This window comes from Rhizobium sp. 268 (assembly GCF_036571585.1).
Taxonomy (GTDB): Bacteria; Pseudomonadota; Alphaproteobacteria; order Rhizobiales; family Rhizobiaceae; genus Rhizobium; species Rhizobium redzepovicii.
Genome location: NZ_JAPPSO010000007.1, coordinates 275,276 through 298,302, shown reverse-complemented (window position 1 = coordinate 298,302; position 23,027 = coordinate 275,276). Strand labels below are relative to the sequence as shown.

The 23,027-nt window shown below is 60.0% G+C and carries 28 protein-coding genes and 1 tRNA gene; 9 read left to right on the top strand and 20 right to left on the bottom strand.

The genetic code is table 11. From position 1 onward, the window contains the following. Positions 1-108: 108 nt before the first annotated feature. The 14 genes from OS035_RS16245 to OS035_RS16180 form a co-directional block, all read right to left on the bottom strand. Entirely contained in the window at positions 109-1,110 is a 1,002-nt protein-coding gene (locus tag OS035_RS16245) for a tail fiber domain-containing protein (protein WP_331813888.1), read from the bottom strand. Beyond that, the gene (locus OS035_RS16240; protein WP_331813887.1) at positions 1,085-1,492 is read right to left on the bottom strand and encodes a GNAT family N-acetyltransferase; all 408 of its coding nucleotides are present in this window, start codon (positions 1,490-1,492) and stop codon (positions 1,085-1,087) included. The genes OS035_RS16245 and OS035_RS16240 overlap by 26 nt, the downstream gene beginning before the upstream one ends. Further along, complete coding sequence (locus tag OS035_RS16235; RefSeq protein WP_331813886.1) at positions 1,489-3,312, bottom strand: hypothetical protein; 1,824 nt, start codon at positions 3,310-3,312, stop codon at positions 1,489-1,491. Before OS035_RS16235 ends, OS035_RS16240 begins: the two co-directional genes overlap by 4 nt. Continuing rightward, positions 3,309-4,007 carry a phage adaptor protein gene (locus OS035_RS16230; RefSeq protein ID WP_331813885.1) on the bottom strand — a complete coding sequence of 233 codons (699 nt, stop codon included), beginning with the start codon at positions 4,005-4,007 and terminating at the stop codon, positions 3,309-3,311. The genes OS035_RS16235 and OS035_RS16230 overlap by 4 nt, the downstream gene beginning before the upstream one ends. A 15-nt stretch (positions 4,008-4,022) precedes the next feature. Continuing rightward, positions 4,023-4,586, bottom strand: a complete 564-nt coding sequence (locus OS035_RS16225) for a hypothetical protein (RefSeq protein WP_131710977.1) — start codon at positions 4,584-4,586, stop codon at positions 4,023-4,025. Positions 4,587-4,647: 61 nt separating this feature from the next. Next, a complete protein-coding gene (locus OS035_RS16220; RefSeq protein WP_183778875.1) occupies positions 4,648-4,803 on the bottom strand; it encodes a hypothetical protein in 156 nt (51 codons plus the stop codon). 10 nt (positions 4,804-4,813) lie between these two features. After that, positions 4,814-5,599, bottom strand: a complete 786-nt coding sequence (locus OS035_RS16215; RefSeq protein ID WP_183778873.1) for a hypothetical protein — start codon at positions 5,597-5,599, stop codon at positions 4,814-4,816. A 24-nt stretch (positions 5,600-5,623) separates the two neighbouring features. Further along, complete coding sequence (locus OS035_RS16210) at positions 5,624-6,595, bottom strand: phage major capsid protein (protein ID WP_131710979.1); 972 nt, start codon at positions 6,593-6,595, stop codon at positions 5,624-5,626. Positions 6,596-6,612: 17 nt separating this feature from the next. Further along, entirely contained in the window at positions 6,613-7,707 is a 1,095-nt protein-coding gene (locus OS035_RS16205) for a hypothetical protein (RefSeq protein WP_331813884.1), read from the bottom strand. Positions 7,708-7,742: 35 nt separating this feature from the next. Beyond that, positions 7,743-8,054, bottom strand: coding sequence for a hypothetical protein (locus OS035_RS16200; protein WP_331813883.1), 312 nt, complete (start codon positions 8,052-8,054; stop codon positions 7,743-7,745). An 11-nt stretch (positions 8,055-8,065) separates the two neighbouring features. After that, on the bottom strand, positions 8,066-10,162 hold the full coding sequence (locus tag OS035_RS16195; RefSeq protein WP_331813882.1) for a hypothetical protein: 2,097 nt from the start codon (positions 10,160-10,162) through the stop codon (positions 8,066-8,068). Beyond that, positions 10,162-11,733 carry a terminase gene (locus OS035_RS16190; RefSeq protein ID WP_331813881.1) on the bottom strand — a complete coding sequence of 524 codons (1,572 nt, stop codon included), beginning with the start codon at positions 11,731-11,733 and terminating at the stop codon, positions 10,162-10,164. Before OS035_RS16190 ends, OS035_RS16195 begins: the two co-directional genes overlap by 1 nt. Next, complete coding sequence (locus tag OS035_RS16185; RefSeq protein ID WP_331813880.1) at positions 11,699-12,172, bottom strand: terminase small subunit protein; 474 nt, start codon at positions 12,170-12,172, stop codon at positions 11,699-11,701. Before OS035_RS16185 ends, OS035_RS16190 begins: the two co-directional genes overlap by 35 nt. Positions 12,173-12,213: 41 nt before the next feature. Next, on the bottom strand, positions 12,214-12,450 hold the full coding sequence (locus OS035_RS16180; RefSeq protein ID WP_331813879.1) for a spike base protein, RCAP_Rcc01079 family: 237 nt from the start codon (positions 12,448-12,450) through the stop codon (positions 12,214-12,216). 116 nt (positions 12,451-12,566) lie between these two features. Between OS035_RS16180 and OS035_RS16175 the strand changes: the two genes are divergently transcribed. The 3 genes from OS035_RS16175 to OS035_RS16170 all read left to right on the top strand — a co-directional run bounded on the left by OS035_RS16175 (position 12,567) and on the right by OS035_RS16170 (position 13,562). Then, on the top strand, positions 12,567-12,806 hold the full coding sequence (locus OS035_RS16175; RefSeq protein WP_331813878.1) for a hypothetical protein: 240 nt from the start codon (positions 12,567-12,569) through the stop codon (positions 12,804-12,806). A 97-nt stretch (positions 12,807-12,903) separates the two neighbouring features. Next, a complete protein-coding gene (locus OS035_RS33590) occupies positions 12,904-13,038 on the top strand; it encodes a YHYH domain-containing protein (protein WP_442967702.1) in 135 nt (44 codons plus the stop codon). Positions 13,039-13,298: 260 nt separating this feature from the next. Then, complete coding sequence (locus OS035_RS16170; RefSeq protein ID WP_331813877.1) at positions 13,299-13,562, top strand: hypothetical protein; 264 nt, start codon at positions 13,299-13,301, stop codon at positions 13,560-13,562. Between the two features lie 83 nt (positions 13,563-13,645). On the opposite strand, the gene OS035_RS16165 is transcribed toward OS035_RS16170, so the two are convergent. From OS035_RS16165 to OS035_RS33585, 4 genes are all read right to left on the bottom strand, one after another. Continuing rightward, complete coding sequence (locus tag OS035_RS16165) at positions 13,646-14,191, bottom strand: hypothetical protein (protein ID WP_331813876.1); 546 nt, start codon at positions 14,189-14,191, stop codon at positions 13,646-13,648. After that, entirely contained in the window at positions 14,191-15,807 is a 1,617-nt protein-coding gene (locus OS035_RS16160; protein WP_331813875.1) for a bifunctional DNA primase/helicase, read from the bottom strand. Before OS035_RS16160 ends, OS035_RS16165 begins: the two co-directional genes overlap by 1 nt. 177 nt (positions 15,808-15,984) lie before the next feature. Beyond that, positions 15,985-16,755, bottom strand: coding sequence for a DUF1376 domain-containing protein (locus OS035_RS16155; RefSeq protein ID WP_331813874.1), 771 nt, complete (start codon positions 16,753-16,755; stop codon positions 15,985-15,987). A 222-nt stretch (positions 16,756-16,977) separates the two neighbouring features. Further along, on the bottom strand, positions 16,978-17,229 hold the full coding sequence (locus OS035_RS33585) for a helix-turn-helix domain-containing protein (protein WP_442967701.1): 252 nt from the start codon (positions 17,227-17,229) through the stop codon (positions 16,978-16,980). Between the two features lie 95 nt (positions 17,230-17,324). Between OS035_RS33585 and OS035_RS16150 the strand changes: the two genes are divergently transcribed. From OS035_RS16150 to OS035_RS16125, 6 genes are all read left to right on the top strand, one after another. Continuing rightward, a complete protein-coding gene (locus OS035_RS16150) occupies positions 17,325-18,071 on the top strand; it encodes a helix-turn-helix transcriptional regulator (protein WP_331813873.1) in 747 nt (248 codons plus the stop codon). Positions 18,072-18,152: 81 nt separating this feature from the next. Then, positions 18,153-18,452 carry a hypothetical protein gene (locus OS035_RS16145; RefSeq protein WP_331813872.1) on the top strand — a complete coding sequence of 100 codons (300 nt, stop codon included), beginning with the start codon at positions 18,153-18,155 and terminating at the stop codon, positions 18,450-18,452. Between the two features lie 53 nt (positions 18,453-18,505). Then, entirely contained in the window at positions 18,506-18,814 is a 309-nt protein-coding gene (locus OS035_RS16140) for a hypothetical protein (RefSeq protein ID WP_331813871.1), read from the top strand. After that, positions 18,811-19,077 (top strand): hypothetical protein, encoded by a 267-nt coding sequence (locus OS035_RS16135; protein ID WP_331813870.1) that lies wholly within the window; start codon positions 18,811-18,813, stop codon positions 19,075-19,077. Before OS035_RS16140 ends, OS035_RS16135 begins: the two co-directional genes overlap by 4 nt. A gap of 31 nt (positions 19,078-19,108) precedes the next feature. Beyond that, positions 19,109-19,732, top strand: a complete 624-nt coding sequence (locus tag OS035_RS16130) for a hypothetical protein (RefSeq protein ID WP_331813869.1) — start codon at positions 19,109-19,111, stop codon at positions 19,730-19,732. Positions 19,733-19,860: 128 nt separating this feature from the next. Continuing rightward, the gene (locus OS035_RS16125) at positions 19,861-21,462 is read left to right on the top strand and encodes a recombinase family protein (protein WP_331813908.1); all 1,602 of its coding nucleotides are present in this window, start codon (positions 19,861-19,863) and stop codon (positions 21,460-21,462) included. Here the strand turns inward: OS035_RS16125 and OS035_RS16120 are convergent. Beyond that, a tRNA-Met gene (locus OS035_RS16120) sits at positions 21,419-21,495 on the bottom strand. The two genes, OS035_RS16125 and OS035_RS16120, sit on opposite strands and share 44 nt — an antisense overlap. A 136-nt stretch (positions 21,496-21,631) precedes the next feature. After that, positions 21,632-22,831 (bottom strand): tRNA 2-thiouridine(34) synthase MnmA, encoded by a 1,200-nt coding sequence (mnmA, locus tag OS035_RS16115; RefSeq protein WP_097629257.1) that lies wholly within the window; start codon positions 22,829-22,831, stop codon positions 21,632-21,634. Positions 22,832-23,027: the final 196 nt, after the last annotated feature.

Sequence of the window (23,027 nt, the reverse complement as noted above, 5' to 3'; positions counted from 1 at the left end):
TAGGGCTCGTGTCCGTGCCCTGCTGGAGCATTGCCGCAGCAAGGCGCTTGCGAGCGTCGGTTACGTCTGCCTGCGACTGGCCGGTGTCCCCGCCGAATATGAAGCCCATCACAGAACCCCCGCGTAATTGACCATCTTGAAGCCGCCCGGACCTTCAGCAACAGCGTCAGGAGCAATTGCCTCGACGTCATCGGCCATGAAGCCGACTTGGCGGCCGCCGCCCCATACGTATTCGTATTCGTAGATTGGGATGCCGGATGCTGTGACCCCGATTTGGTAGATGCCGCGCTTCAGCCGGCGATCAGACATGGCCCAGCCGCCAAGCAGCGATCCGCCGAGACCGAATAGACCGCCCATCGCAGCATTCTTCTGTGAAACCTGCTGGTTATAGCCCGCCATCTGCTGATTGAAGCCTTCATTGATCAGCCCCGCCTGGTCGACCGTCGGCAGTTGCGTCGTCGGGGAGTTGACGTAATTCGGCTGATTGACCTGGGACCCAGACATCAGCGCCGAAATCTCGTTCAGCGGCTGGTTGCGCTCGGTCAGGATCGAATTCTGCGCATTCGAATACATGTCGCCCAGATATTGATCCGCCGCCGCCTGCTTGCGCGTCGAAAAATCACGCATGGAGTTGTCATAGGCGGCCGAGCCCATCGAGATGCCCTTGTCGGCAAGGCTCTGCTCCAAACTCGCCTGGTCTCGGTCCCACTGGTTGTTGAATCCGCCCTGCCAGTGGTCGTTGACGTATTTGTCGACGTTCCCAGAGCTGAGATCGACGTTGGTTCCCAGGATGCCGGAGATTTTGCCCGTCTGCTCATTTGCGAGCTTCGCCAGCCCGAGCTGCGTTTGCTGCGTCTGGTCGTAGATCGCCTGATTTTCCGGCGAATAGGTCTGATAGGCGGAATAGACCGGCAAATCGTATGTCTTGCCGTTCTGATCGGTCATCGTGCTTTTGCCGGTCTGCTTGTATTCCAGCGAGCCGTCGGGCGTGTACTGGTTCGTGTGGCTCAGCCCAGCGTTGGCAATCGCGGTGTCCACGTTGGTCGCTGTCTGCGCCGCCGCGGTCTGCGTCGGGTCCGGGGCCTTAGGCGCCTTGGGTGTGGAGACCATAGGGGAAGTCCTCTTTCATGATACCGTAGAGCAGCGCGTCGCAGTCGCCGAAATAGGCCCGCTGGCGACCCTCCAGACGAGCGCCAAGCCTTTCCAGCGCCCGTTGGGCAGGAATGTTGTCGGCGCGGGTCCTGAACGTCGCACGGCGGCAGCCGAGTTGATCGACCACGTAACGGAATGCCTCCCGCATCAGCGTGACGGAAAGCCGCTCGGCAGCGAGCGAAACCTCGACGTCATGTTCCGTCCACACATTGAAGACATAGCCGGCAATGATCCGGCCGCGGTCGATATGCGCCAGCGCAGTATAGGGAGGTTCGAACGAAACCCCGATATTGCCACCGACCCACGCCGCGATATACTCGCAAGGTTCGGAGACGATCAAATGGGAGAGCCCTTCTCATAGAGGACCGAGCCGCCGACGACGGCAGCTTCGGATACCGAACCAGTTGCTCCAGAGATCAGCGCCCGGATCGTCGGCGCCAAGGCGGAACCCACACCTCCGGCCGCTGCAAACTTTCGGACGAGCGAGGTTCCGGGAAATTTCGAGACGCCCCAGATCGCGGTTCCCCACTTGGCTGCGGCGTTGCTGTCCACCGACGACAGGAGCGCCGTCGGGATCTTCACCTGATAGTCGAAGGACATGCCGGCATACATCAGGGTCGAAACGCCAATCTGACCGGTCACGCCGATAAGCTTGGAAAACTTGGTTGCCATGTCTTCCCCGTACCGGTTCCACGCCCCGACCATAAGAGCGTCGATCGCCGCGCCGTTGTCGTTGGCGCCAACTTCGGCCTCGTAAACCGTGCCGTCGCTCGAGCCGAAGAACAGACGGTCCTGCCAATTGGCCCAGCAGGAGGCCGCAAGTCCGACGAAGCGGCACCAGGCGCCGGTCTCGGTATTCATCACAAACTGATACGGCCCGAGAGACGACGGCAGGTTGACAATCGCCATCTGTCGCGCCGGGAAGCTTGCCAGCTGCCATTCCTGTGACGTGGTGCCGCCCGTCATCACGGTTTCGCGCCAGGTCGGGCCAATCTTGGCGGTAATCGCTCCAAGGCTGGTCGCGCCGCGATCGAGCTGAACAGCCTTGGTGATCGGAACAATCCCGTCCGTTGTCATGATGGCGAGATCGGCGCCGACGGACAGGAAGCAACGTTCTGTCCCGAGCGGCCGGCCGAGCTTGAAGGTGCCAAGCAGGCTCCAGTTCGAAGCGCTCGATGGATCGGAGCCCTGATAGACGATCACCTCGCCCTCAGTAGACATGAGGACAAGGCACTGCTGGAGTCCGGTCGAAACGGGAATGGTCCAGACGCCGATTGCCACCAGCGTGCCGCCGTATTTCATATTACCGCCGACCGGCAGGACCGTGGCGGTTCCGCTCACCGCATCCGTTGCGAGATACCAGACATTGGTCGAATTCTTCTCGATGAACCACAGGCGCGAGCGATAGGCCGTCACCGCGATCAGCAGCGAAGGATCGGAAATACCCGTGATCATCGTCGACGAGACATAGGGCGTGGCGGTCGCACCGGTTTCCAGCTGGGCATTCGTTACCGAGCCTGCCACGGTCAAGGTCAGCGTGCCCGCCGCCGGCGTAAACGTCAGTGTCACGCGATTGCCAACGCCCGTTCCATTGAGAACGCCCGCGTAGGCTCCCGAGAGCGTCACAGAGCCGGTTCCGAAGAAGCTGAGGGTATACTGGACCGCCTTCACCGCGACGTTTTGTGTGGCGAGCGTCGCGGTCCCGACGAGAATGTTGTTCGTCCACGTCGTGCCGTTATAGAGCAGTGGCAAATCCAGCCCGTTGACGAGGCGCAAATATTCCTGCCCAGCAGGGTTCGTATATTGCTGAACCGACCAGCGCGCGCTGCTCTGCCCGCTTACGACAGCAGCCCCGACCGCGCCGCCCGCGGTCACGTCGAATATCTTGTCGCCCGCAGCCGCGAACAGACGATTGCTAACCCCGACATACGGGATGATCGTCAGCACTGAGGCGCCGAGGCCTGTCGCGAAGGCAGTATTCCCATATCGCGCGCGGACCCGGTTTGCTTCCGGGAAGAAGTTATCGAGTTGGAAGGCCGCGTCCTTCGGCATATCTGCCATTTCGACATCGGTTCGCCAGCCGCCAATCGGCGCGATCCAGTCTTTGCTGGGCGAGACGCGGCCGGTGCGCCCGTTCGGGGGGACTGGTTTTCTGGTCATACTGTGATGGTGCCCGGCCAGTAGTTATCGGGAACTTCGCCGCGGTACGGCATCGACATGCTCATCGGCTGCGCGGCGCGATCGGCGCCAACCGCCGCTTCCTTGGCGCGCTCGAAGTTTTCCAGCTCTTCGCCATAATCCAGGCCCTTCGCGCGCTTCCAGCGCCAGATAAGGGAAAGCTCGACGAGGTCTTCCGGGAAACGCACCGTGTCGGTGTCGTTCGCCCAATTCTCGGCGTAGGTCGTGCCGCCGCTGACCGCGATCCAGCTTTTCGAGACGTACTCGTAGCGAAGGGTTTCCCCCGCATCATTCGGGAAGAACGCCAGCTTGTCCCCGAGCATGCGCCAGACCTGCGGCACCGGGTTGGAATTAAGTATCCTGAGCCGGTCCCATGCCGCGGGCTCGACCGGGCCATTCAGCGACCACAGCCGCGAGACGTTCCAGATCATCGAGTTGGCAACGAAGCGCTTGAAATCCGCCGGTGGCTCGGTCGGCTCCGGAATAACTCCGGTTGCCGTGAAATCCCGGATTGTCGTCAGCGCCGACCAGTCATGATCTTTCAGCAGATCACGGCCGGCACGGGTGGAAAGAACCAGCAACTGTTTGATTTGCGGATCAGCCGAGGACATTACCGCCGTCGGCTGATCGAGATCGATTTCCGCGCATACATTCTGAATGATCGACAACAGCGACATGCGCGGATCTCCGATTTAGGCTGCTGCATTGCGACGGCCGGAACCGCCCTGTTCTTTGGCAAGGGCTTCAAAACGCTTACCCATTTCGTCGATCTGCTGCTGCAGGCGCTTGACGTCATCCTTCAGGCGTTCGTTCTCAGCGGCGAACGCGGACGCCGCGCTGGCGTCCTTGGCAGTCGTGAGGAAAGCCTGGGCGGCCGCCACGAGCTCGTTCGCGCCCATACCGATCTTCTGCTTGGCAGTATCGGAAAGAGCGGCCAGCTGTTCGACGCTATAGACGTTGATCGCCTCCAGCTCCTTGATCTGGCTCGGCTTGAGATACGGCCACTGCGAAAGCGGCGTGCCGATCAGCTGTTCGCGCGCCGCGGCACCGTCCTTGAAGCGCTTGTAGGTCTCCGAAAACCGCTCTTTGTCGTGCTCTGTCGCAACGCGATGAACTTCCGTGTGCTTGTCGCCAGCGATGAAAATGGTGACGAATTCCGTGTCCTTGAAAATCGGCCGTCCTTCCTGTTCCGTGAGGAACGGCTGTTCGACGGGCTCGATGCTGAAGGAGGCGTAGACGCCCTTGTTATCGGTCATGGTGATTGTCTCGCTGTTGATGGCGGGGAAAGGAAACGGGCGCCGAAGCGCCCGCCGTTGATCATTTGCTCTCAGTCTTCGCCGGGGCCTTCTGAGCGGCCGGCTTATCGACCTTATCGGTGATCATCAGGATCAGTTCCTCGATCACCACCGGGATTTCGCGGCCGGCCTCGCGGTCGGCTGCAATCTTCTTCTCGATCTCACTTTTCAGGGACATCACGCTCTCCTTAGTTCACCTTGGACAGGTACGGCCGCATCAAGGTCGCCTCGAGCACGCCCGTCGCCGTCACTGTGATGCCGGTGCCATTGGCCGTGGCGTTGGCAGACATGGTGATGCTCTGGACCACACCAGAAGGCGTGTAGGTGATCGAGCTGATGGTCGTGGAACCGGGAATGCCGGTGCCAGAGATGGCAGCGCCGATGAACGGCCCACCTTCTGAGGTAACGCCACCAAGCGATGTCAGCACAGCGGAACCGCTGACGGTCGTTGCCGTGAAGGTTTGGTTTGCGGCCGTGAAGTTGACGCCCTGGATCGCCTTCGACGAAACGGTCGCGGATGCCGGAGCATTCGCAAGACCGGCCGTCGCCGTGGTTTCAGCAACGACGAGGGCCGCCGTTGCCGTGGTCACCAGAGCCGGAGCCTGGCCGTTGCGCTGCAGCCAGAGGTAATAGGTGCCGGCCACAAGGCTGATCGACTGTGCCGGGCCACCGGACTGCGTCGGCGCCTGGTTTGCCCCGGCGAAGACGCCGCAACGATTGCCGACAACAGCTGCAGCCGTGGTCAGAAGCGTTGCAGTGTAATCCCGATCCCACTGGAACCACTGACCGGGCTGGAGCGTGGTGGTCGACGCCAGGACGAGCTTGACGTAAACCCACTCGGACTCCTTCGATCCGCCGGAGACGGACCCAAGGGCAAAGTTCGGGCCCGGAATACCGGAGCCGGAAACGATCGGGCCATCGACGACGAACGGGTTCGCGCCAAGACGATCGGTCTGAGACGTTGCGATAGTCATGGGAGTTGATCCTTTCGTTGACGATCAGGCGAACAGCACGCCCTGCAGGAAGGCGTTGTTCATGGTGAGGTTGCCGGCGAAGCCCATGAGCTGCACGAAGGCATCCTGGTTGGTGTTCATGCGCTCGTCGCCGATCGGCGCCATGTCACGGTCGCGGTGGGGGCGGTAGAACAGGTACTTGGTGTTCAGGAAGAACATCTGGTTGAGCGGAGCACCGCCGCCGAAGCCGCCGTCGAAAATTACGTCGGCGCCCATGTATTGCAGCGACTGGAAGCCGGCCATGCCCTTGTCCGCCGAGGTGATACGCTGGATTGCCTGCAGCGACTCCCAGTAGAGGCGGAAATAGTTGTTGTCGCCGATGATCAGATCAGGTGCATCAGGACCGCGAACACAGCTCATATAGAGCCGGTTCATGTAGGACTGGATGTTCGCTGTCGATGCAGCCGCACCGCCATCCGCCGACGCCGAGAACTTCTGATTACGCCAGAAACCCCACGTCGCCCGGCTGATGCCGCCGACGGTGCCCGAGGTCGGAGACGTCGAGACCAACAGCTGCAGGCCGCCGATCTGCTTCCCCCCGTCCGCCGTGCCGTCGGAATAGCAATCGAGGGCGATGTTGTTCTTCAGCGTCGTTTCGGCATTCTCGACGCGCTGTTCGAGCAGATCAAGAACAGCGTCCTCGCCGGAATTCTGCAGCTGTTCGAGGCCGGACATCGAGACGGCAACGGCTGCCTGTTTGTAGTCGTATTCGGCAGCGGTGATGACGTCGGAGGGTTGAACGTTCAGGATCTCGTAGCCGGAATAGCGCTTGTACGTGCTGTTTTCCTGGTACTGAAGTTCCTGGACGATGGTGCGGCCGCCCGAGACGGGCTTCTTGCGGCCGCGGCTGTTCAGACGAGACAGAAGACCGTTGTTCTTCGTCACGTCGTCGGCAACGACGCCGCTGCGGTTCCGCAGGGTCGTCGTCACGATTTCAGAGAGGTTTGGGGAAACCATGGATCATTTTCCTTTGATCAAACCTGACCGCGCGCAGCGTGCAAAGCAGTGCGGAGCGAGTCACGGATGGATGTGGGTTGACCGGAGGCCGCGCCCTGGCTTGGACCTGGTGCGGAAGAACCGGAGATGGATCGCGAGGCGCGGCGGGCTTGATCTGCCGCTGCTGCCCTCTGGGAAGTCTGGTCCTGGACTGGGTTCACCGCCGGTGCAGCCTGGCTGATCAGCTGTTGGCGAATATCGGGACGCATCCAGCACGCTGCATCGTAGGCATCCTTGAGCGACGATGCGCGCCCCGCGCTGATAAGGGCGACCATGTCGTCGAGAACGGCTTCCGCATGCACATTTGCGGGATCGGAAATGAAGGCATTGACCTGAGTTTCAGTGTCTCGTTTCCGGAGTACCTGTTCAACCGTGGCCTCGACATTGACGGGCTGAGGCGTTGGCTGTTGCTGGGCCTGTTGCGGCCGGCGCTGCAGGACTTGATCCTGCTGACCTGCGACAAGGGCGCGAAGGTTGACGCCAGCCATGTTGGCGACGTGAATGACCGTATTGACGGGGTCGCGCTGGAGCGCTGTCTCCCAGTCGATCGCCTTGCGCATGACATCGGCGTGCGTGGTGCCCGCCTGCCTTACGATCGGCGTGAATTCCTCGAGCCCCTTATAGTCCTGAAGGACGCGGAAACCGTTGTCGACCTCCTGCTCTCGCTTGGCGACTGCTGCCTGGACTTCCGGCGGCAAGGTTGCAAACTGGGCCTTCGCCTCAGGCGACCAGCCAGGCGGCACACGGTGCGCAGACGGCTGCTGCTCGGCTGGCTGAGCGGCGGTAGGAGCCGCCTGTTGGGCTGCTGAGGCGGCGTTTGCTGCTGCCGGTGCATCTCCGGGCTTCGGCGCTGCTGCCACGGCCTGCGTAGCAGCGGTAGGAGCACCCTTGTCCCCATCCTTCGGCGCGAAGCGTCCATGCTCGTCGCGCTGTCGGTCACTCCCAGCGGATGTCGTTCCCGTTTCTGTGCTGTCGAGCGCTGCTTTAAGGCTGTCGCGGATGCTCAACGGCTTGTCGTTGGACGTGCCGAGGTCTTCGCCGCCGTTGCCGGCCTCGTTAATCAGGTCTTCCATGTCGAATGTTTCCTATTTCGGGGATTGATGCCCGTTCAGGCGTTGTATTCGGCGTGAACCCGCCGCAGTTCGTTGCGGATCGCCTGGCGGTCCGTCTTCGGCTTCTCGATCGGCTGCGGCTTTTCGTTGCCGATCTCGACCACGCCGGCCGCCCGGTAGGCAGAACGCAATCTGGCTTTCGAGGTGTAATGCTGTCCGTCGTGCATCGACTGGATATCGATGTTGTCGCTGACGAAGTGCGGCGCCGGCAGATCCGACTGCGCCTGGCTCTTCACCGGCATGCAGTTGTGCGGCCACTTGTCGAGCTGGTGCCAGCTGCCGCAGACACGGCAATATCGTTCTCTCATGCTTCCCTCATTCACTGGTACGCCGGCGGCTGTTGCTGGAACTGCTGGAGCGCCTGGGCCGCCATGTCGCTTCGCGCTTGCTCCACCGTGGTCTGATGCTCGATTTGCGCTTGGGCTACGCTCAACTGTGCCTTCTTCTCTTCGGCGCCGGCCTTCACCTGCGCCGTTTTCAGATTGATCATCTGCTCGGGCGTCGGCTCGGGAGGAGCCTTTGAAGCGGTTGCCGCCTGCGAAAGCTGTGCGCCTACTTGCTCAAGCGTGTTCTCAAGCTGACGTCCGGCTCTGAAGCCGCGCGCCGCGAATAACAGCGTCTCAACCATCACAGGGACGAGCATCGGCGTCTGCTGCGCGATGGCGCCGGCCTGCTGCATGAAGCCGCCCACCATCTGCACGAATTCCATGCGGCGCTGCTTCTCCGCGTCCTCGTCGGGCTCGATGGTCGAATCCGTCTCGATGTCGATCCTGAAGCCGCGCACACTGTCGTTCCGAAGTAGCTGCAACACTTCGTCAATCGTGGGCTGCTGCATCAACTGCTGGATCTCGGGCGGCAGCTGAGGCGGTTGCGGCGGCGGCGCCGGCTGGCCCATCTGCTGGGCGCGCGCCGCTGCCTGTTGCGCCATCATCTGCTGCTGTTGCATCTGCATCTCGACCTGCTGCTTCTGCGCAGTAGTCGGAAGCTGAATGCCGCTGACCAGCATCAGCGTCTCGGGCTGGAACTGATCGCAGATGATCTCGCCAGCTATGTTGACGACATCGCGGGCAAAGCGTGCCAGTTCGGCCTGGCGGTCGCGGATGCGGATGGAACCCCATTGGCTCTTGATGCGCTGCGCTGTTGCTGTCTCGGACGCCTGGGTGTCCCCGCGAACGATGTCGCTGATGCCGGTGATCTGATAAACGTCCTCGACGAGCTGCTTGCGGACCTCGATGCAGGCGACGATGACCTTCTGAACCTGATCGATCGGAAGCGTCACGATGGCGTTGGAGCCGCCCTTATCGGTGAAGGCTGCCCATTCCGGGATCGGCACCATGACGGTGTCGTTCTCCGGACGCATGGCCTTCTCGATCGCCGGCGATACCGATCCATCGCCAGATGGATAAAACACCTTCAGCCGGAGTTGATCGGTCAGCTTGTTGATGCGCCTAGTCAGCGTGTCGATCTCGTCGCATTGCTGCTGATAGTAGACGTAATCCGGGACCAGGATGAGAGACCCGGTCGACAGCGTTCCGAATGCCGGCCGCGGGCATGGGAAGAAGCGCGTCAGCTTCAGCGGCGGCTCGGACACCTCAAGAGCAACAGGCGCACCCTCGGCAATCCAGACCGTATAGCCTTCCGTCTTGCACCAAATCTCCCAGACACTGGTTTTGCCCTCGTTCTGAGCCCGCTCGGTCTGGTTGGTGCCGTGGTTGGAGCCGGCGCCATTGGCCGCAAGGTTTGCCCGCCCCTCCGGAAAGCGCTTGTCGAATTCGTCGTCCGTCATCGGGACGCGGCGCGCTACCCACGTGACGTCTTTCCAGCGCCTTGCGGGCGAGTGCAGGAAGTCGGACCAGTGGACGTAGTCCATGCAGACCCGTTCGTCGGTGATCTGTTCCAGTCCCGGGCCATTGTCGCCCATGCCGCCACCCTGGAAACCGTCACCAGCAGCGTCCGAAGGCTCGACGCCCATGTCGATGGGCTCGAAGTCCGCTTCATAGCGGAGCCAGACGGTTCCGCGGGCGCAGAGCAGAAAGTCATCCCGAACCGCCCGCATGACCGAATCCAGATCCGCGTCATCGGCGGTGAACGCCAGATTGCGCTCGACCAGTTCGGACGCCATGCGCGCGACCGGCTGCGAGTCCTTGAACCGACGCTCGACGACGGGCTGAGGCACACGGGCATATACGGCCGGCTGGAGAACCGAAGTGTTCGCCCATAGCATGGGGAAACGACGCTTGGCTGCGCTCGTCTGGTCTGCCTGCTGCTGCAGGTAGATTTTCTCGATCTTCGTGCAGCGATCCAACCATGACTTAAAATAGCGCTGCGCCCGTTCGATTTCCTGCTGCCAGTGCGCGCCGACTTTTGCCAGGTCGTACTGGTCACTGGCCGGCAATGTCGTGGCTTCGTCATCCATCAAACGTGCTCGCTATAGGTCGGTGTGGAGTTGACGAAATCGTTGAACGTCATGGTCTGGAACGTCGGCAGCGGCTTTGGTTCAGGCTTCAATGGTTCGGCCGCCAGACCCGTGAAGATGATTGCCAGTCCACCGAAGGCGTCGGCGCCGTGAGATGCCCAGTTGTGCAGCGGCTCGTCCCTGAAGACGCTCAGATCCTCATCCCATTCCTTACGGTAGTTCCTCAGGCACTTGATGCCGTCGACGCATCCCGCCTGGTCAAACTCGACCTTCGCCAGGATGCGCCGGGTGCCGCTAATGCGGTCATGGACATAAGCCCGCTCAACCTTCCGAACGGTGCCGAGGTTTCTCGCCTTGACCTCCTGCAGCATGATCTCGATGCGGGTCATGCCGCCGCGCGTCCACTCCCTCACCCGGATATCGTGCGGCATGTTGTGGACGCCATAGACATAGCCGTGCTCGTTCGCGCGCCGCTCCAGCTCATCCAGCATGCCATCCATGCCGGTGCCGGTGTGTTCGAAGTAGCCGATCATCCTCACCCGGCTCGGAAGCACCTGGAACAGCCAGACGCTATTGGTGTCATCCATGCCGATGTCAGAGATGGTGTGAACCGGATAACCGGCCACATGCGGGTAGATGCCTATACGCTCCTCAGCGTCGGCAACCGCCATCTGGTCGGCATAGTAAGCACCCTCGACGCTGGCTTCGAATGCCTCGGCCGGCGACGACGGATATTCCCGCTTCATATCGCCGAGCTGCGTCTCGGCCTTCTTCACGTACCAGGCCTTTTGACCGTCCGTCAGATCAATCCCTTGGTCGGCGAGACCGCCGAAATATTTGGCGAAGGCGTCCGTAATGATGACCCCCGCCGGATCAATCGAGTATTGCGGCTCCTTCCACCACGGGAAGAAATGGAACTTGAAATCCAACGGCGTCAGCGCTGTTGACTGGCGATGCTTGACCTGGGCGTCTTCGCAGAGATTGTAGAAATGCCCCTCTTGCCCCTCGGCGGTGCTTTCGATGAACACCAGCTGCCCGGCCTGCACCGTGTTGAGGGCGCCTGTCCTGACTTCCCTCGCCTTCTCCGGATACTTGGCGCAGAGCTTCCCATATTCGGAGATATGGAGGTACTGCAGCGTGCCCGATCGGAGCGACGTGCCGACGCGGATGCTCGAGTTATTCGCAAGCAGCAGTTCCGTTTGGTTGTCCCTCTGGATCGGGACCGCATCACGGATGGCTTCGGGCAGATTGTCGTAAGGGTATTTGACCTTGTCGCGGAAGATGGTCTGGGCGTCGCCCAAGGTGTGGGCGATGGTGCCGGCCCTGATATCCCGATTGAATACGCAGGCGTCGAGCATGAAGATCTGGATGAAGGTCGTCAGGCCAAGCTGGCGCGCCTTTAGCAGCACATTCAGATAATGCATCTGCTCGAAGAACGTCATCTGCGCCCAGTTCATTTCGAACCGGACGCGTTTGCCCTCTTTGTCGGTGATCCAGTAGAGGTTGTTCAGCCGCCAGCGCCAGTCGGAAAACTGGTCAACCGCCGTTTGGAAGTCCGCGGGTCTTGCCATTGATAGCTTCCAGCAGCTGCGACACCTCGCCGGTCACGCCGTGTTCCAGCTCGACCTTGGCGCCATACTTTTTCGGCTTCAGCTTCTCGGCGATCCATTGGCGCGTGCCGATGCGAAGCTGTGAGCGGCGGATGGCCTCGCCATTCTCCTGCCAGCCGGTCGTTTCGCCGTCGGCGCTCTTCTTCTCCATCCAGTCGTTCGTACCGTCGTCGGCAATCTCGACCATCTCGTCGACGAAGCCGTCGGCCTGGATCTCTCGCGCCTGCGCATACTTGGTCCGAAAAGCTGACTTGTCGTCATCTGCCAGCCAGGCGAGGACGGTCGACTTCGCCGGCATGGCCTCATCACGGCAGATCGATCGGAGGCTTTCGCCGTCAGCGATACGTTCGCAGATGATGTCAGCAACGGAATGCGTGAACTTGGTGGGTCTGCCTGTCATTTTCTCCTGCCTTCTGATCGGCTGGACGGTATGCGTGCCGTTTAGAACAGCGCAATGATGTTGGATGCGGTGGTCCCGGTCAGCGCCACGATGGCGGCGTGAACCGGCAGGATCGTGCCGGCCGGCACGCTCCTGAAAATGACCGGATCCATATCCCGCCGCGGCGCAATCGCCACATCGCCCGCCGTGCCGATATAAAGGGCCCGCGCGCCGACGATGGCGGTATCATTCGGCGTCACCACGGCGGCCCGCGAGGCCGGAGCAATCGAGGGGTCCATGTTTAATTCTCCTATCGAGGTGCTTGCGACGCGGCCTCGGCGGCAAGCTGGACGTGGTTGGAACCGGCCCTAGATTCTCGCGTTCGGGTCGGTGTGGCCATCGTAGGGAGGATGGGATGTTCGTGAAGTTGATCGACGGGACTATAACGCGCTGGATCAATATGGACACCGTGATCCAGATGCGATCCGATGAGGACAAACATCAGACGGAACTGTTCTTGCTTAGAGAAAACGCTGGGCCGGTTTTTGTCGACGAGTCTCCGGAAGAAATCCAGACGCTGATGGACATCGAACTCGAGCGGCTATCTCAAATTACAAACTGGAGCGCGGAGGGACTGACTGGCCGCAGACGATAAGCCGTTTACCATTGCCACAAACTTGTAGTTGAACCCCCTCGACGGCGATGCAAGCGCATGCTCTATTGCGTGTGTAAAGGGATGGGGAACTCAACAAATGAAACTCATTAGAATCGCTCTAGCAGCGACCGTATTCGCTATGTCTGCAATCAGCGCTTTCGCCCACGGCGGCGGCCTCGACCGGAATGGCTGCCATACCAATCATAAAACTGGCGATTATCACTGCCATTGAAGCGTTTGACCAAGACGGGGGCTATAATGGACTGTTTTATATGTGGCGATGAGGCCGAAGAGATGCTGCCTACCATGGATGTGCACCAGATCGTGTGCCCGAACTGTGGAAGGTACGAGATCACGGGATCTGCTGCCGCGGTGATAAGGCATCGTCCTCTGGATTCGCGCGCAGCTGTGCTTGAGCAGGCCATCAGCGTTGCGAATGGCACACACGATCTCCCGCTCATCAACGTTCCGATGCTTTGACGGGAAACCAAAATGGCGACAGACAACCGAACCGACCTCCACCGCGCAAAAGTAGGTGTATCAATTCTCGCAACGTGCATCGTCCAGACTCTCAGCGAGAGCGACCCGACATTCACCGATAGGTTTCTCAAGAAGCTTCGCGATGCCTATTACGAACTTCGTGACAATGCAGAAGGCGACGTCAAAGAGCAGATGGAGCTGTTGGACTGGACACGGAGTTTTTTGACCGGCTTTGACCAAATCAGCGGCCAAGGAAAGCCGTTCCTCTCCGAATAGATGGGGCGCCAACATCCCCTTCTCACGCAATTCTCGACTATAGATAATCTATAGCCGCTTCGTTGTAGCGGCGCAAGTGGAAGTTAGGTCGTCCTCCGCTTCGTCCCACGGTTTTCATAGCCCCAGCTGCGGGCCATCTCATCGAGCCCGTCCTTTAGATAATCTGCAAGCGTGGTGCGCTCACGGTGCGATTTTGCAAGCTCCCCGATCGCATATCCTTGGCCAGCAACTTTGCTCATGATGTCATAGGCTCGGACGCCAAGGATTTCGCGGCAGCGCTTCAACTCTTGGCCGGCGCGGATCTGCTGCTCAGTCAGAGGCTCGCGGGACCCGCCGCCGTCGACCGGCTCGCGGCTATAGTCGAACGATCCTACCCCGGCCCCTCCCATTGCCTCGTAGAGCGCCCTAAAGCGCGTAGCCGCCGCGAGCTGCGCCTCGTTGATCTGCTTCCTGGCAGCGAGCGTGACAATAGCACTCTCGCGGATATTAATCTGGGCCTGGATCTTCACCGGGTTGGCTTCGACGCCCTGGTGAACCTTGGAATAGAACGGATTGTCGACGGTGACCGTTTCGACCTTGATTTTCGATTGCCAGGCCAGCTCGACCTTCGGCTTCCTCTTGCCGGCCATTAGTGTTCCTTTCCCTGATAGGCGTTGGATCTTGGTTGTCTTGGCGGTTGGTATTCCTGCTCCCCACGGGCCGACTTCCATAGCGGAGCGAAGCCGTTCAAAGATTGATATCCCTCGATCTCCGGCAGGTATTGTAGTGTCACATCGCCTTTGCGGCCCGACCACGAGAACCGGGCTTTTTTGACCCACACGACCGTCTCGTTCAGCTCTGGATCGGGAACATCGATCACGACGCCATGGTCCGGCTTGTTGTACCAGGCTGCCGACCCCTCGATGTCGTACATGGTTGGCGTCCTGGCTTCCCCGCCCTTGCCGAGATCCTTGGTCGGATGCGCGACTACGATAGCGAGCACTTCGTGCCGTAGAGCAAATTTTCGGATCTGCCGAAGCGCGCGGTTGATGTATTGGGTTTCGCTTTCGTTGCGCGGCCGATAGTGCTCGACCTCGTTCCACGGATCGATGACCAGAACCTTGATCGAGTGGCGAATGACGGCATCCGCAGCGCGATCGAGCAGCCATTCAAGCGTCATATCATCGTCGGTTTCGCCGGTTGGGTCGGCATCGATGAAAACAAAATGCTTCTGGATAAACACGTCGGCATCGGCGACGAGATCCCGCGTCCAATGCTTGGTTTCCGTCTTTGACGCTGCCAGCCGAAGCTTGAAGCGCAGCGCCGGCACCGTCGGTATTTCAAACGAAGCTACACCAATTCGCCACCCGTGGGCGCGGGCAAGATTGACGCAAAGATTCATCGTCCATGTCGATTTCCCGTGCCCTGGAATGCCGGTGACCACCATCAGCTCGCCCAGCCAGACCCGAAGGTAAGGATCGAGGTCGGGCCATCCCGTCGAGTAGGTTTTCGGCTCGTCGAGCTCCGGATAATCGGAAAGAAGGTAGATGCCCCGCACCGGATATGGCTTGGCCTCGGTGATCACACGCACGACGGCATCGGCACCGTGCTGCATTCGGACGTCGTTCAGATCCTTGCAGCCTTCGGGATAGTTCACGAACGAACATCGAGCGGCGCCGAGCCGCCTCACCAGCTCCGCCGCCAGACGTCGGCCGGGCGGATCGTTGTCGACAGCCAGGATGAACCGCTTGATGCGTTTGATCCGATGCCGGTTGTTGAAGACGAATTCGAATTTCCCATGGCTGTCATCATCGGGTGCCGCATCGTCGAGCTGTTCCGGATCTTCCCCTTCCCTAACAGGCGGAGCACCGTCCGGGACGCTCACCGTCGTGTGAAAGCCGCAGTCGATTGCAGTGAGTGCATCGATCTCGCCTTCGGTGATGATGAGCGTCTTATGCCCGTCCTCAAGCGCCGTATCGTCCATGCAGTCGGCATTCCAGAAGGTCTTTCGCCCGCCCTTGCGCTGCCAGAACTTCTTTCCCGGCGCCCGGTACTTTTCTCCGACCGGCCGGCCACCATCGATGAACGGGAAGACGACGATGTTTCCGGACAAATCCGGCTCGACGTTTGTTTGACCATCTGCGCCGGTAACGGCCCTACCCGTATAGGCTCCGGAAAGAACGGCGACTTGAGGGTCGATCTGCCGGTTTTGGAATGCCAGTGCGCCCGCCGGGCCGAGAGTGTTGGTCAAAGAAATCGCCTCCATGGAAGCCGCAATGGTGACAGTTGAACTGGACGCCCTCAGCATCGATCCGGACCGACAGGCAGGGCTCACGTTTGTTGCGCCGGTTCGACGAGCATTTGGGGCAGGTTGTTTTCTGGTTGCCGGCGCCAATGCGCTTGAGCCGGATTCCGTGTTCTCGGAGGATCTGATCGGTGGTTTTCATATTCGGGGATCAGGCCGCCGGCCGCCTCCTCGATCGCGAACCGCTGCGGCAGTGCTGACGCGATCGACCGCCGCTCGTTCTTTTTTCGCCAATGCTCCGCTGACGGCAGCGAACCATCGATTGCCTTTGGTACCCGCCCATTCGTCCAATGCCAAAAGCTCCGCCTCGAGGGCAAGATGCGGGAATCCCTTCCGCCATTGCTCCAACTGAGCAGTCGTGAGCCGGATAGACTGCGTTTCGAAGGCAAAAACCTGAGAAATCGAAGGAGCGGCGGCAACAACATCGTCAGATGTTGTTTTATCTTCTATTCCCTTCCCTTCCCTTCCCTTCCCTTCGTGCTCTGTTACAGAGTCAGTGACATTCTCTGTCACAGTACCTGTCACAGAAGACTGACGTTGAAGTTCTCGCGCCTCCCGAGCTGCCGCAGTGCGCGATTTGTTCATGCGGAGTTTGCCGACAGCCTCTGTCGCAATCTCTATGACAGTGCTGTGCCACACGCGTCCGTCGTGGCGATCCCAGCCCCTCAGGATATCGTCCTTCAGCTCTTCCCACTTGTCAGGCGAGCACATGGCGGCATCGGCCAAAACGTCGTCATCGTCCTCGATGCTGCCGGCGGGGATCTCGTGCCAGGCCCGCATCCAAAGGTTCACCATGTAGAAGGCGATTTCGGGATTTCGTTTGCAGCGGAGCCAAGCCTTCGATTTCCGAAGGCGCTCGATCTGCAGAGGCATGTACGGGAGGCATTGCACGTCGAGCTCATCGTTCATAAGACCGTCGCCCTCCCGGACTGGGCGATTTGCTTCCCGGGAGAACCGTCACCTTGGGATGGCGAAGTGGTTCGACTGATGCCGCCTCGACGAAGAGGGCGGCGAAGGCCTGCCAGGCCAGTGCCGCGATTCGTCCGTCTCTGAAGTCGAGGGACGCATCCGCCTTCACTTTGGCCGCCCTATAGGTTTCCCAGGCGGCAGTTTGTTCCTCGGTAGAACTCTTCATGCCGTCGCCCTCGATTGTCTAAGTTCCTTTGGGACGACGAAAAACCACTCATCCTGCCACGCTTCTTGCTCCCACTCGATCGCCAGGCGGATAGCAGTCGAACGGATTCGAGACATTTCTTCCTGCGATGGAGCCAGAGTGCCTGCCTCCCATTTCGACACAGTGCTCTGTGACACACCCGCAAGCTTTGCGAACGCTGCTTGGGTCTGCTGAAAAACTTTGGTTCGGACAAATTCGATTGGCTTCATATTCGCGAATATATTCGAATACGAATTAATAAACAAGTAGCGTATTCGCGCTAGAATGTGCTCTCATAAGGGATATCTAGTAAGGAGTTGCCCCATTGGATTCTTACGTTGCACAATCCATCCGTTCGGCGCGACGGTCTCTAAAAATGAGCCAAGCTGAATTTGCGCAAGCTCTCGGCGCGTCTCAGGGAAGCGTTTCGAAATGGGAAGCTGGCCGCGAGGTCCCTCGCCTCGAAACGCTGGAAAAAATCGCTGAATTAGCCCCGAATATCCAGTTCACTGAGGGTAGGCTGATCTGGGAACGCGACCCTGATCAACCTGAGCCAAAGCTCTTCATGGCGCGCGCTCCCCTTGTTGGAAGCTTTAGAGACGGCGCCGCCCTCGAGCCGTCACAGGGATTTGAGGTGACGTTCCCCTGCCACGACGCATGGAAAGACAGAGTATTAAAGGCTTACGACTATGTGCCGGACAGCAGGATATCACCTGAACCAGACTCCATAACCCTAATTATTGCCACTCTTGGCCCAGGCGACCGCGTCGATGACATCGGGCCTATGCACCCTTTGATACTGGCAAAGAAAGAACTCGGCAGAGAGTCTCTGTACCTCGTAGAATTTCATAAGTCTGCGCCCTCAAGAGCCAGAAGCGGGGCAGGCGCAGGCGCCTTGTGGCCCATCTCAAAGATGGCAAAGCGATATCTGCTTCCAATTGAGGTCGATAGCGAAGGCAGGATGCTTGATAATAATGCTCGAATTATAGGTGTCCAGTTATGTGCGCTATTGTACACAGCACGCCTAGCTCCGAGCCAGCTGGAACCCTCCGACGGGAGCGAATTCGAATAAACGACATTCGTATTCGAATATTTTTGTTGACCGAAATTCGAATACGAATATGCTCATTCCATCTTAACCGATGGAGTTCACATGGAACCACCACTTACCACCCGCAAAATCCACCTAATGGTGGCCGTGGCGAAGTGCGCGATCGAACTCGACGCGTACGAAGTTTGCGCCACCACCAAAAAGCAGGTGCTGCGCGAAGCTTACGCCGACTGGAAGGCAACGCGAGGGATTGAGCACGTCGAACGCGACAGTGACGATTGGCAAGCAATGATGAGCGACACCAGCGCCGCCTATCAAAACCGCGCTTATGCAAAGAAGAATGAGGTGAACGCGCGACGCCGGCTCAAGACCGCAGTCCGTAACTTCCGGAACTGCAACTAACCAGCGACCGGCGCACTGCGCCGATCTCCACCCCTACATTTTGGAGAAAGACAATGCCGAACACGACTCCGGCCGCTGGCGAAGCTATGCCGAAAACGGTTCTCAACGACGCCGAAATCATAGGCGCCTTCCGAAACCTGGAGCATGATATTTGCTGCCTCAACCACATGGCCGATATTCTCGCCGACCTTCTCGACGATCAACTGACGCCACGGGAAACCAGCAGCAACGAGCTAGTGAAGATCATGCTGACGAAACATCAGCTTGAGACGCTTAGTTTCGCATGGAACGACGTCTCCTTCCGGGCCCAGCGGGTCCGCGACGCCTTCTATTCCGCTGGCGAAGGGGAGACAATCCGATGAGGCCGACTGAAACGCTTGAACCGAACGACTTGGTCTATGAGCTTACCGATCTTGAACGGCTGCTAGACACCATCCGGAACCTCCTGGTCGAGGACGTCGACTACATGCTTCCGGATGGGGAGCGAAATATCCCACTTGATCGCGTCAGCAGCCTTGTCAACATCGCGCATTTCCATGTCGCGCATCTTGCTAAGGGCATCAGCCACTTTGACGTTTTGGGCACCTACGTGCCCCGGAACAAGGAGGACGACACCAATGCTTAAGTCTCCTCATCCGGCCATCGGGCTTTCCTTCATGCGCCTGAAGACAAATGAAGAAGGCGGCGGCATCGACTATTGGGACATTCAGCCTGCCGGCGCCTACCGAGGCACGACGAATTATTCCGCGGACCGTGCGACCGGCAGGGACCTTGCCCGCGAATACCTCGACTACATCGGCAAGCATCCGACGAATTTCAACGCGACCCTGCTCGGCTGCATTGTTCTCGGAATGATCGAAAAGCGAACTCCTAAGGGTCTGGTCTTGGGTTTCATGGGCGCCGTCAACGAATATTCCATGACCGTCGCTCGCATCATCGCGGGCGGCACGACCGCCAGCAGCGAACCCAGTCCTCCGATCATGCGGGCCATCCAAGCCTGGCGGGATGCAGACACTAAGTTTAGCAACGAAGTAACACGGGGTGCTCGCAGCGACCACGACGAGCTCTGGCAGGCGAAGGAAGACGCTGAGACGGCAATGTTGAAAGAGCCGTGCCGTTCGATCGTGGATATCCGAGCAAAAGCGGAAATCGCGTTGCGCGACAATAACGTCTTCGACAGCATCGCCAACTGTACAATCGGCCGTGAGCACGCGTTGCGCGTCTTCCTCAGGTCGTTGCTCGGCGAGGAGGCGGCGCCTGTGGATAGTGGGGGAAACTAGCCGGTGGCGACCGAACCCCCCTTGATCGAACTCGTCAAAGCGCTCGCCAGGCGGCGGGCGCGGCTTGACGCCATCCCGCCCAAGCCCGCTAATGAAAACCTTTCAGGGGAACAGCAGGCTACAAAACAATGAAACGCGCGGTGATCTACGCTCGCTACTCGACCGACTTGCAAAACGACAAGTCGGTCGAAGACCAATTCAGCCTATGCCATGACTTCGCCAGCAAGTTAGGCGCCACCATCGTCAAGGAGTTTTCCGATCGCGCGAAATCAGGCGCTTCATTGTTCGGCCGCCCCGGACTGGCCAACCTCATGACTGCCGCCGAGCGCGGCGACTTTGATATTCTCATCACCGAATCCACCGACCGCGTATCGCGCGATATCGCCGACCTGGCGCATGTCCACAAGGTCTTGAAGTTCCGCAACATCGAAATGCAATGTGTCAACGGCGGCCTGATGGATACGGTGCAGATCGGCATGTATGGCATCGTCGGGCAGATGCAACGTGAGGAAGGCGCCCGGAAGGTGAAGCGCGGCATGACTGGCGTGGTTCGATCTGGACGCAACGCTGGTGGAAAAGCTTATGGATATCGGCCTGCCACCGGGAAAAAGGGCGAGCTCGAAATCATCGAAGTCGAGGCCGACGTCGTGCGGCGTATCTTCGGCATCTATTCCGCCGGCATGTCGCCGAGGGCCATCGCCGCTGCATTGAACGGAGAAGGCGTTCCAGCTCCTCGAGGAAAACAGTGGAACGCCTCGACGATCAACGGGAACGGGCAGCGCGGAAACGGCATCCTTAGGAACCCCCTGTATGCCGGGCAGATCGTTTGGAACCGTGTGCATATGGTCAAAGACCCGTCGACCGGCCGCCGGATCTCCCGCGTGAACGACGACGGCGCGATCGAGACTATAGAGGCGCCTCACCTCCGCATCGTCGACGAGGCGCTGTTCCAGACGGTCCAGGATCTCAAGGCATCGAGGGGCGGCGTCCATGCTCGCCACGTGCAGAAGAACAAGCGCCTGTTGTCCGGCCTTTTGAAATGTAGCGAATGCGGCGGCAGCCTCGTTATCAATGGCGCCGACCGGAACGGACCTCGCGTGATCTGCAGCACCCATAAGGAGTCCGGCAGTTGCTCGAATAACGCTCGGTACTATGTGGAAAAGATCGAGCGTGACGTGATCGACCGGCTTCGGAAGATGTTCGCCGACACTTCGATCATTGACGCCTATGTCGAGGAATACAGGGCCGAGAGCAAGCGTATCGCCATACAGCGCCGCAACAGCCGCGGCGCGAAGGAACCAGCGCTGACGGCCGTCCAGGGGCAGATAACACGAATTATCGAACAGGTTTCGAAAGGGACGATCGACGAGGACGACGTCCTGGCGATCTTGCCTGGACTGAAGGCAGAGAGGGCCCGCCTCAAAGCTGAGCTGGCGGCGGAAGAGCCGCCGACGAACGTGATTGAGATCAAGCCGAGGGCAGTCAACAAGTTCAGAGAAGATATCGAAAGCCTCGCGGAAATCCTGAAGGATCGACAGGCGGAGCCCACGCCGGAGATGGCGAAAGCTTTCCGTGAAGTGGTTTCGGGCGTTGTCGTCTATCCCCGCGTGCCCGGCGAGGCATACGAGTATGAAATCAAGGGTCTGCTGTCTGGGATTGCGGGGCCGGAATTGTCGGCTGTTGTAGTGGTAGCGGAGGAGGGATTTGAACCCCCGACACAAGGATTATGATTCCTCTGCTCTGACCTACTGAGCTACTCCGCCACTGGTCAAACGATACCTGCTCGCGAAGCGCTGCGGGCTCGTGGGATGAGCGGCTTATAAGGTGCGCTTCGGCTTTGTGTCAAGCGCATGATGGAGAAAAACGCTGGGCTTTTCCGCCCGCCCTCTCCTATTGGTTTCAGGCGGCGACGGGGCTGGCCAGCAGGGCCTTCAGCGAGGCCTCGGCCGAGGGTTCGCGCTCGGAGCGGTCGATGAAGCCGCCGCCGAAGACCCGGGCATTGTCGCCGGGCGCGGAATAAAGCGCGCAGGCCTGGCCGGGGGCTATGCCCGCCTCTCCGACCGTCAGGTCGACATAGGTGCCCGTGGCATCGACATGCAGCACGGCGGGCGCCGGCGCCCGTGTCGAGCGGACCTTGGCGTAGCAGGCAAAACCGTTGCCGGAGGCAGCTTGCACAAGCGTCTCGTCGCCCAGCCAGTTGACGTCGCGCAGGTAGACGCGATGGGTTTCCAGCGCCTCCTTCGGTCCGACGATGACGCGGCGCGAGCGGGCGTCGAGAAAGACGACGTAGAGCGGCTCGCCGGTGGCGATGCCGATGCCGCGGCGCTGGCCGATGGTGAAGTGCAGGATGCCCTCATGGGTTCCAAGGATCCGGCCATCGAGATGGACGATTTCGCCGGCGAGCGCCGCATTCGGCTTCAGCTTGGTGATGATGTCGGAATACTTGCCCTGCGGCACGAAGCAGATGTCCTGGCTGTCGGCCTTCTTGGCGACGACGAGGCCCATCTGTTCGGCGAGCCTGCGGGTCTCGGCTTTCGGCAGGCCGCCGAGCGGAAAGCGCAGATAGTCGATCTGTTCCTGCGTCGTGGCGAACAGGAAATAGCTCTGGTCGCGGTCGGCATCGGCCGGGCGGTACAGCGCGCGGCGGCCGGGATGCTCCGGCGACGGGTTCGGCCGTGAACGGATATAGTGGCCGGTCGCCAGCGCATCGGCGCCGAGTTCCTTGGCGGTCGCCAGCAGGTCGGCGAACTTGACGGTCTGATTGCAGGAGACACAGGGGATCGGCGTTTCGCCGGCAACATAACTTTCGGCGAAGGGATTGATCACCGTCTCGCGAAAGCGCTTCTCGTAATCGAGCACGTAATGCGGGATGCCGAGCGTTTCGCAGACGCGGCGGGCATCGTCGATATCCTGGCCGGCGCAGCACGAGCCGGCGCGGTGAACGGCGGCGCCGTGGTCGTAAAGCTGCAGGGTAATGCCGAGCACGTCGTAACCCTGCTGTTTGAGAAGGCCGGCGACGACGGATGAATCGACGCCGCCCGACATGGCGACGACGACACGGGTCTCTTCCGGCTGCTTGTCAAAATCCAGTGTGTTCAACGGTGGTGCCAAATTCTGCGTGGGTCACGATCCGCCCTTGCGCTGCAATTGCGGCGGATTTGCCGATATCAGGCGGGATCGGCCGCCATTTCTCGATGAGCAACCGATATAGAAAGGATTGTACCGGGACGCAAGGGGCGGCCTCGGATAGAGAATTTTTGGAATTCCCGGCAAAGCAAGGCGCAGCCTGGCCACG

What these genes read in the sequence shown, in the direction of transcription:
- OS035_RS16190 (WP_331813881.1), bottom strand. Translation starts at nt 11,733, where the DNA reads ATGGCAAGACCCGCGGACTTCCAAACGGCGGTTGACCAGTTTTCCGAC.
- OS035_RS16205 (WP_331813884.1), bottom strand. Translation starts at nt 7,707, where the DNA reads ATGGAAGACCTGATTAACGAGGCCGGCAACGGCGGCGAAGACCTCGGC.
- OS035_RS16145 (WP_331813872.1), top strand. Translation starts at nt 18,153, where the DNA reads ATGGAACCACCACTTACCACCCGCAAAATCCACCTAATGGTGGCCGTG.
- OS035_RS16125 (WP_331813908.1), top strand. Translation starts at nt 19,861, where the DNA reads ATGAAACGCGCGGTGATCTACGCTCGCTACTCGACCGACTTGCAAAAC.
- OS035_RS16220 (WP_183778875.1), bottom strand. Translation starts at nt 4,803, where the DNA reads ATGTCCCTGAAAAGTGAGATCGAGAAGAAGATTGCAGCCGACCGCGAG.
- OS035_RS16170 (WP_331813877.1), top strand. Translation starts at nt 13,299, where the DNA reads ATGGCGACAGACAACCGAACCGACCTCCACCGCGCAAAAGTAGGTGTA.
- OS035_RS16185 (WP_331813880.1), bottom strand. Translation starts at nt 12,172, where the DNA reads ATGACAGGCAGACCCACCAAGTTCACGCATTCCGTTGCTGACATCATC.
- OS035_RS16165 (WP_331813876.1), bottom strand. Translation starts at nt 14,191, where the DNA reads ATGGCCGGCAAGAGGAAGCCGAAGGTCGAGCTGGCCTGGCAATCGAAA.
- OS035_RS16160 (WP_331813875.1), bottom strand. Translation starts at nt 15,807, where the DNA reads ATGGAGGCGATTTCTTTGACCAACACTCTCGGCCCGGCGGGCGCACTG.
- OS035_RS16200 (WP_331813883.1), bottom strand. Translation starts at nt 8,054, where the DNA reads ATGAGAGAACGATATTGCCGTGTCTGCGGCAGCTGGCACCAGCTCGAC.
- OS035_RS16225 (WP_131710977.1), bottom strand. Translation starts at nt 4,586, where the DNA reads ATGACCGATAACAAGGGCGTCTACGCCTCCTTCAGCATCGAGCCCGTC.
- OS035_RS16210 (WP_131710979.1), bottom strand. Translation starts at nt 6,595, where the DNA reads ATGGTTTCCCCAAACCTCTCTGAAATCGTGACGACGACCCTGCGGAAC.
- OS035_RS16235 (WP_331813886.1), bottom strand. Translation starts at nt 3,312, where the DNA reads ATGACCAGAAAACCAGTCCCCCCGAACGGGCGCACCGGCCGCGTCTCG.
- OS035_RS16230 (WP_331813885.1), bottom strand. Translation starts at nt 4,007, where the DNA reads ATGTCGCTGTTGTCGATCATTCAGAATGTATGCGCGGAAATCGATCTC.
- OS035_RS16195 (WP_331813882.1), bottom strand. Translation starts at nt 10,162, where the DNA reads ATGGATGACGAAGCCACGACATTGCCGGCCAGTGACCAGTACGACCTG.
- OS035_RS16130 (WP_331813869.1), top strand. Translation starts at nt 19,109, where the DNA reads ATGCGCCTGAAGACAAATGAAGAAGGCGGCGGCATCGACTATTGGGAC.
- OS035_RS16155 (WP_331813874.1), bottom strand. Translation starts at nt 16,755, where the DNA reads ATGAACGATGAGCTCGACGTGCAATGCCTCCCGTACATGCCTCTGCAG.
- OS035_RS33585 (WP_442967701.1), bottom strand. Translation starts at nt 17,229, where the DNA reads ATGAAGCCAATCGAATTTGTCCGAACCAAAGTTTTTCAGCAGACCCAA.
- OS035_RS16175 (WP_331813878.1), top strand. Translation starts at nt 12,567, where the DNA reads ATGTTCGTGAAGTTGATCGACGGGACTATAACGCGCTGGATCAATATG.
- OS035_RS33590 (WP_442967702.1), top strand. Translation starts at nt 12,904, where the DNA reads ATGAAACTCATTAGAATCGCTCTAGCAGCGACCGTATTCGCTATGTCT.
- OS035_RS16180 (WP_331813879.1), bottom strand. Translation starts at nt 12,450, where the DNA reads ATGGACCCCTCGATTGCTCCGGCCTCGCGGGCCGCCGTGGTGACGCCG.
- OS035_RS16245 (WP_331813888.1), bottom strand. Translation starts at nt 1,110, where the DNA reads ATGGTCTCCACACCCAAGGCGCCTAAGGCCCCGGACCCGACGCAGACC.
- OS035_RS16140 (WP_331813871.1), top strand. Translation starts at nt 18,506, where the DNA reads ATGCCGAACACGACTCCGGCCGCTGGCGAAGCTATGCCGAAAACGGTT.
- OS035_RS16215 (WP_183778873.1), bottom strand. Translation starts at nt 5,599, where the DNA reads ATGACTATCGCAACGTCTCAGACCGATCGTCTTGGCGCGAACCCGTTC.
- OS035_RS16135 (WP_331813870.1), top strand. Translation starts at nt 18,811, where the DNA reads ATGAGGCCGACTGAAACGCTTGAACCGAACGACTTGGTCTATGAGCTT.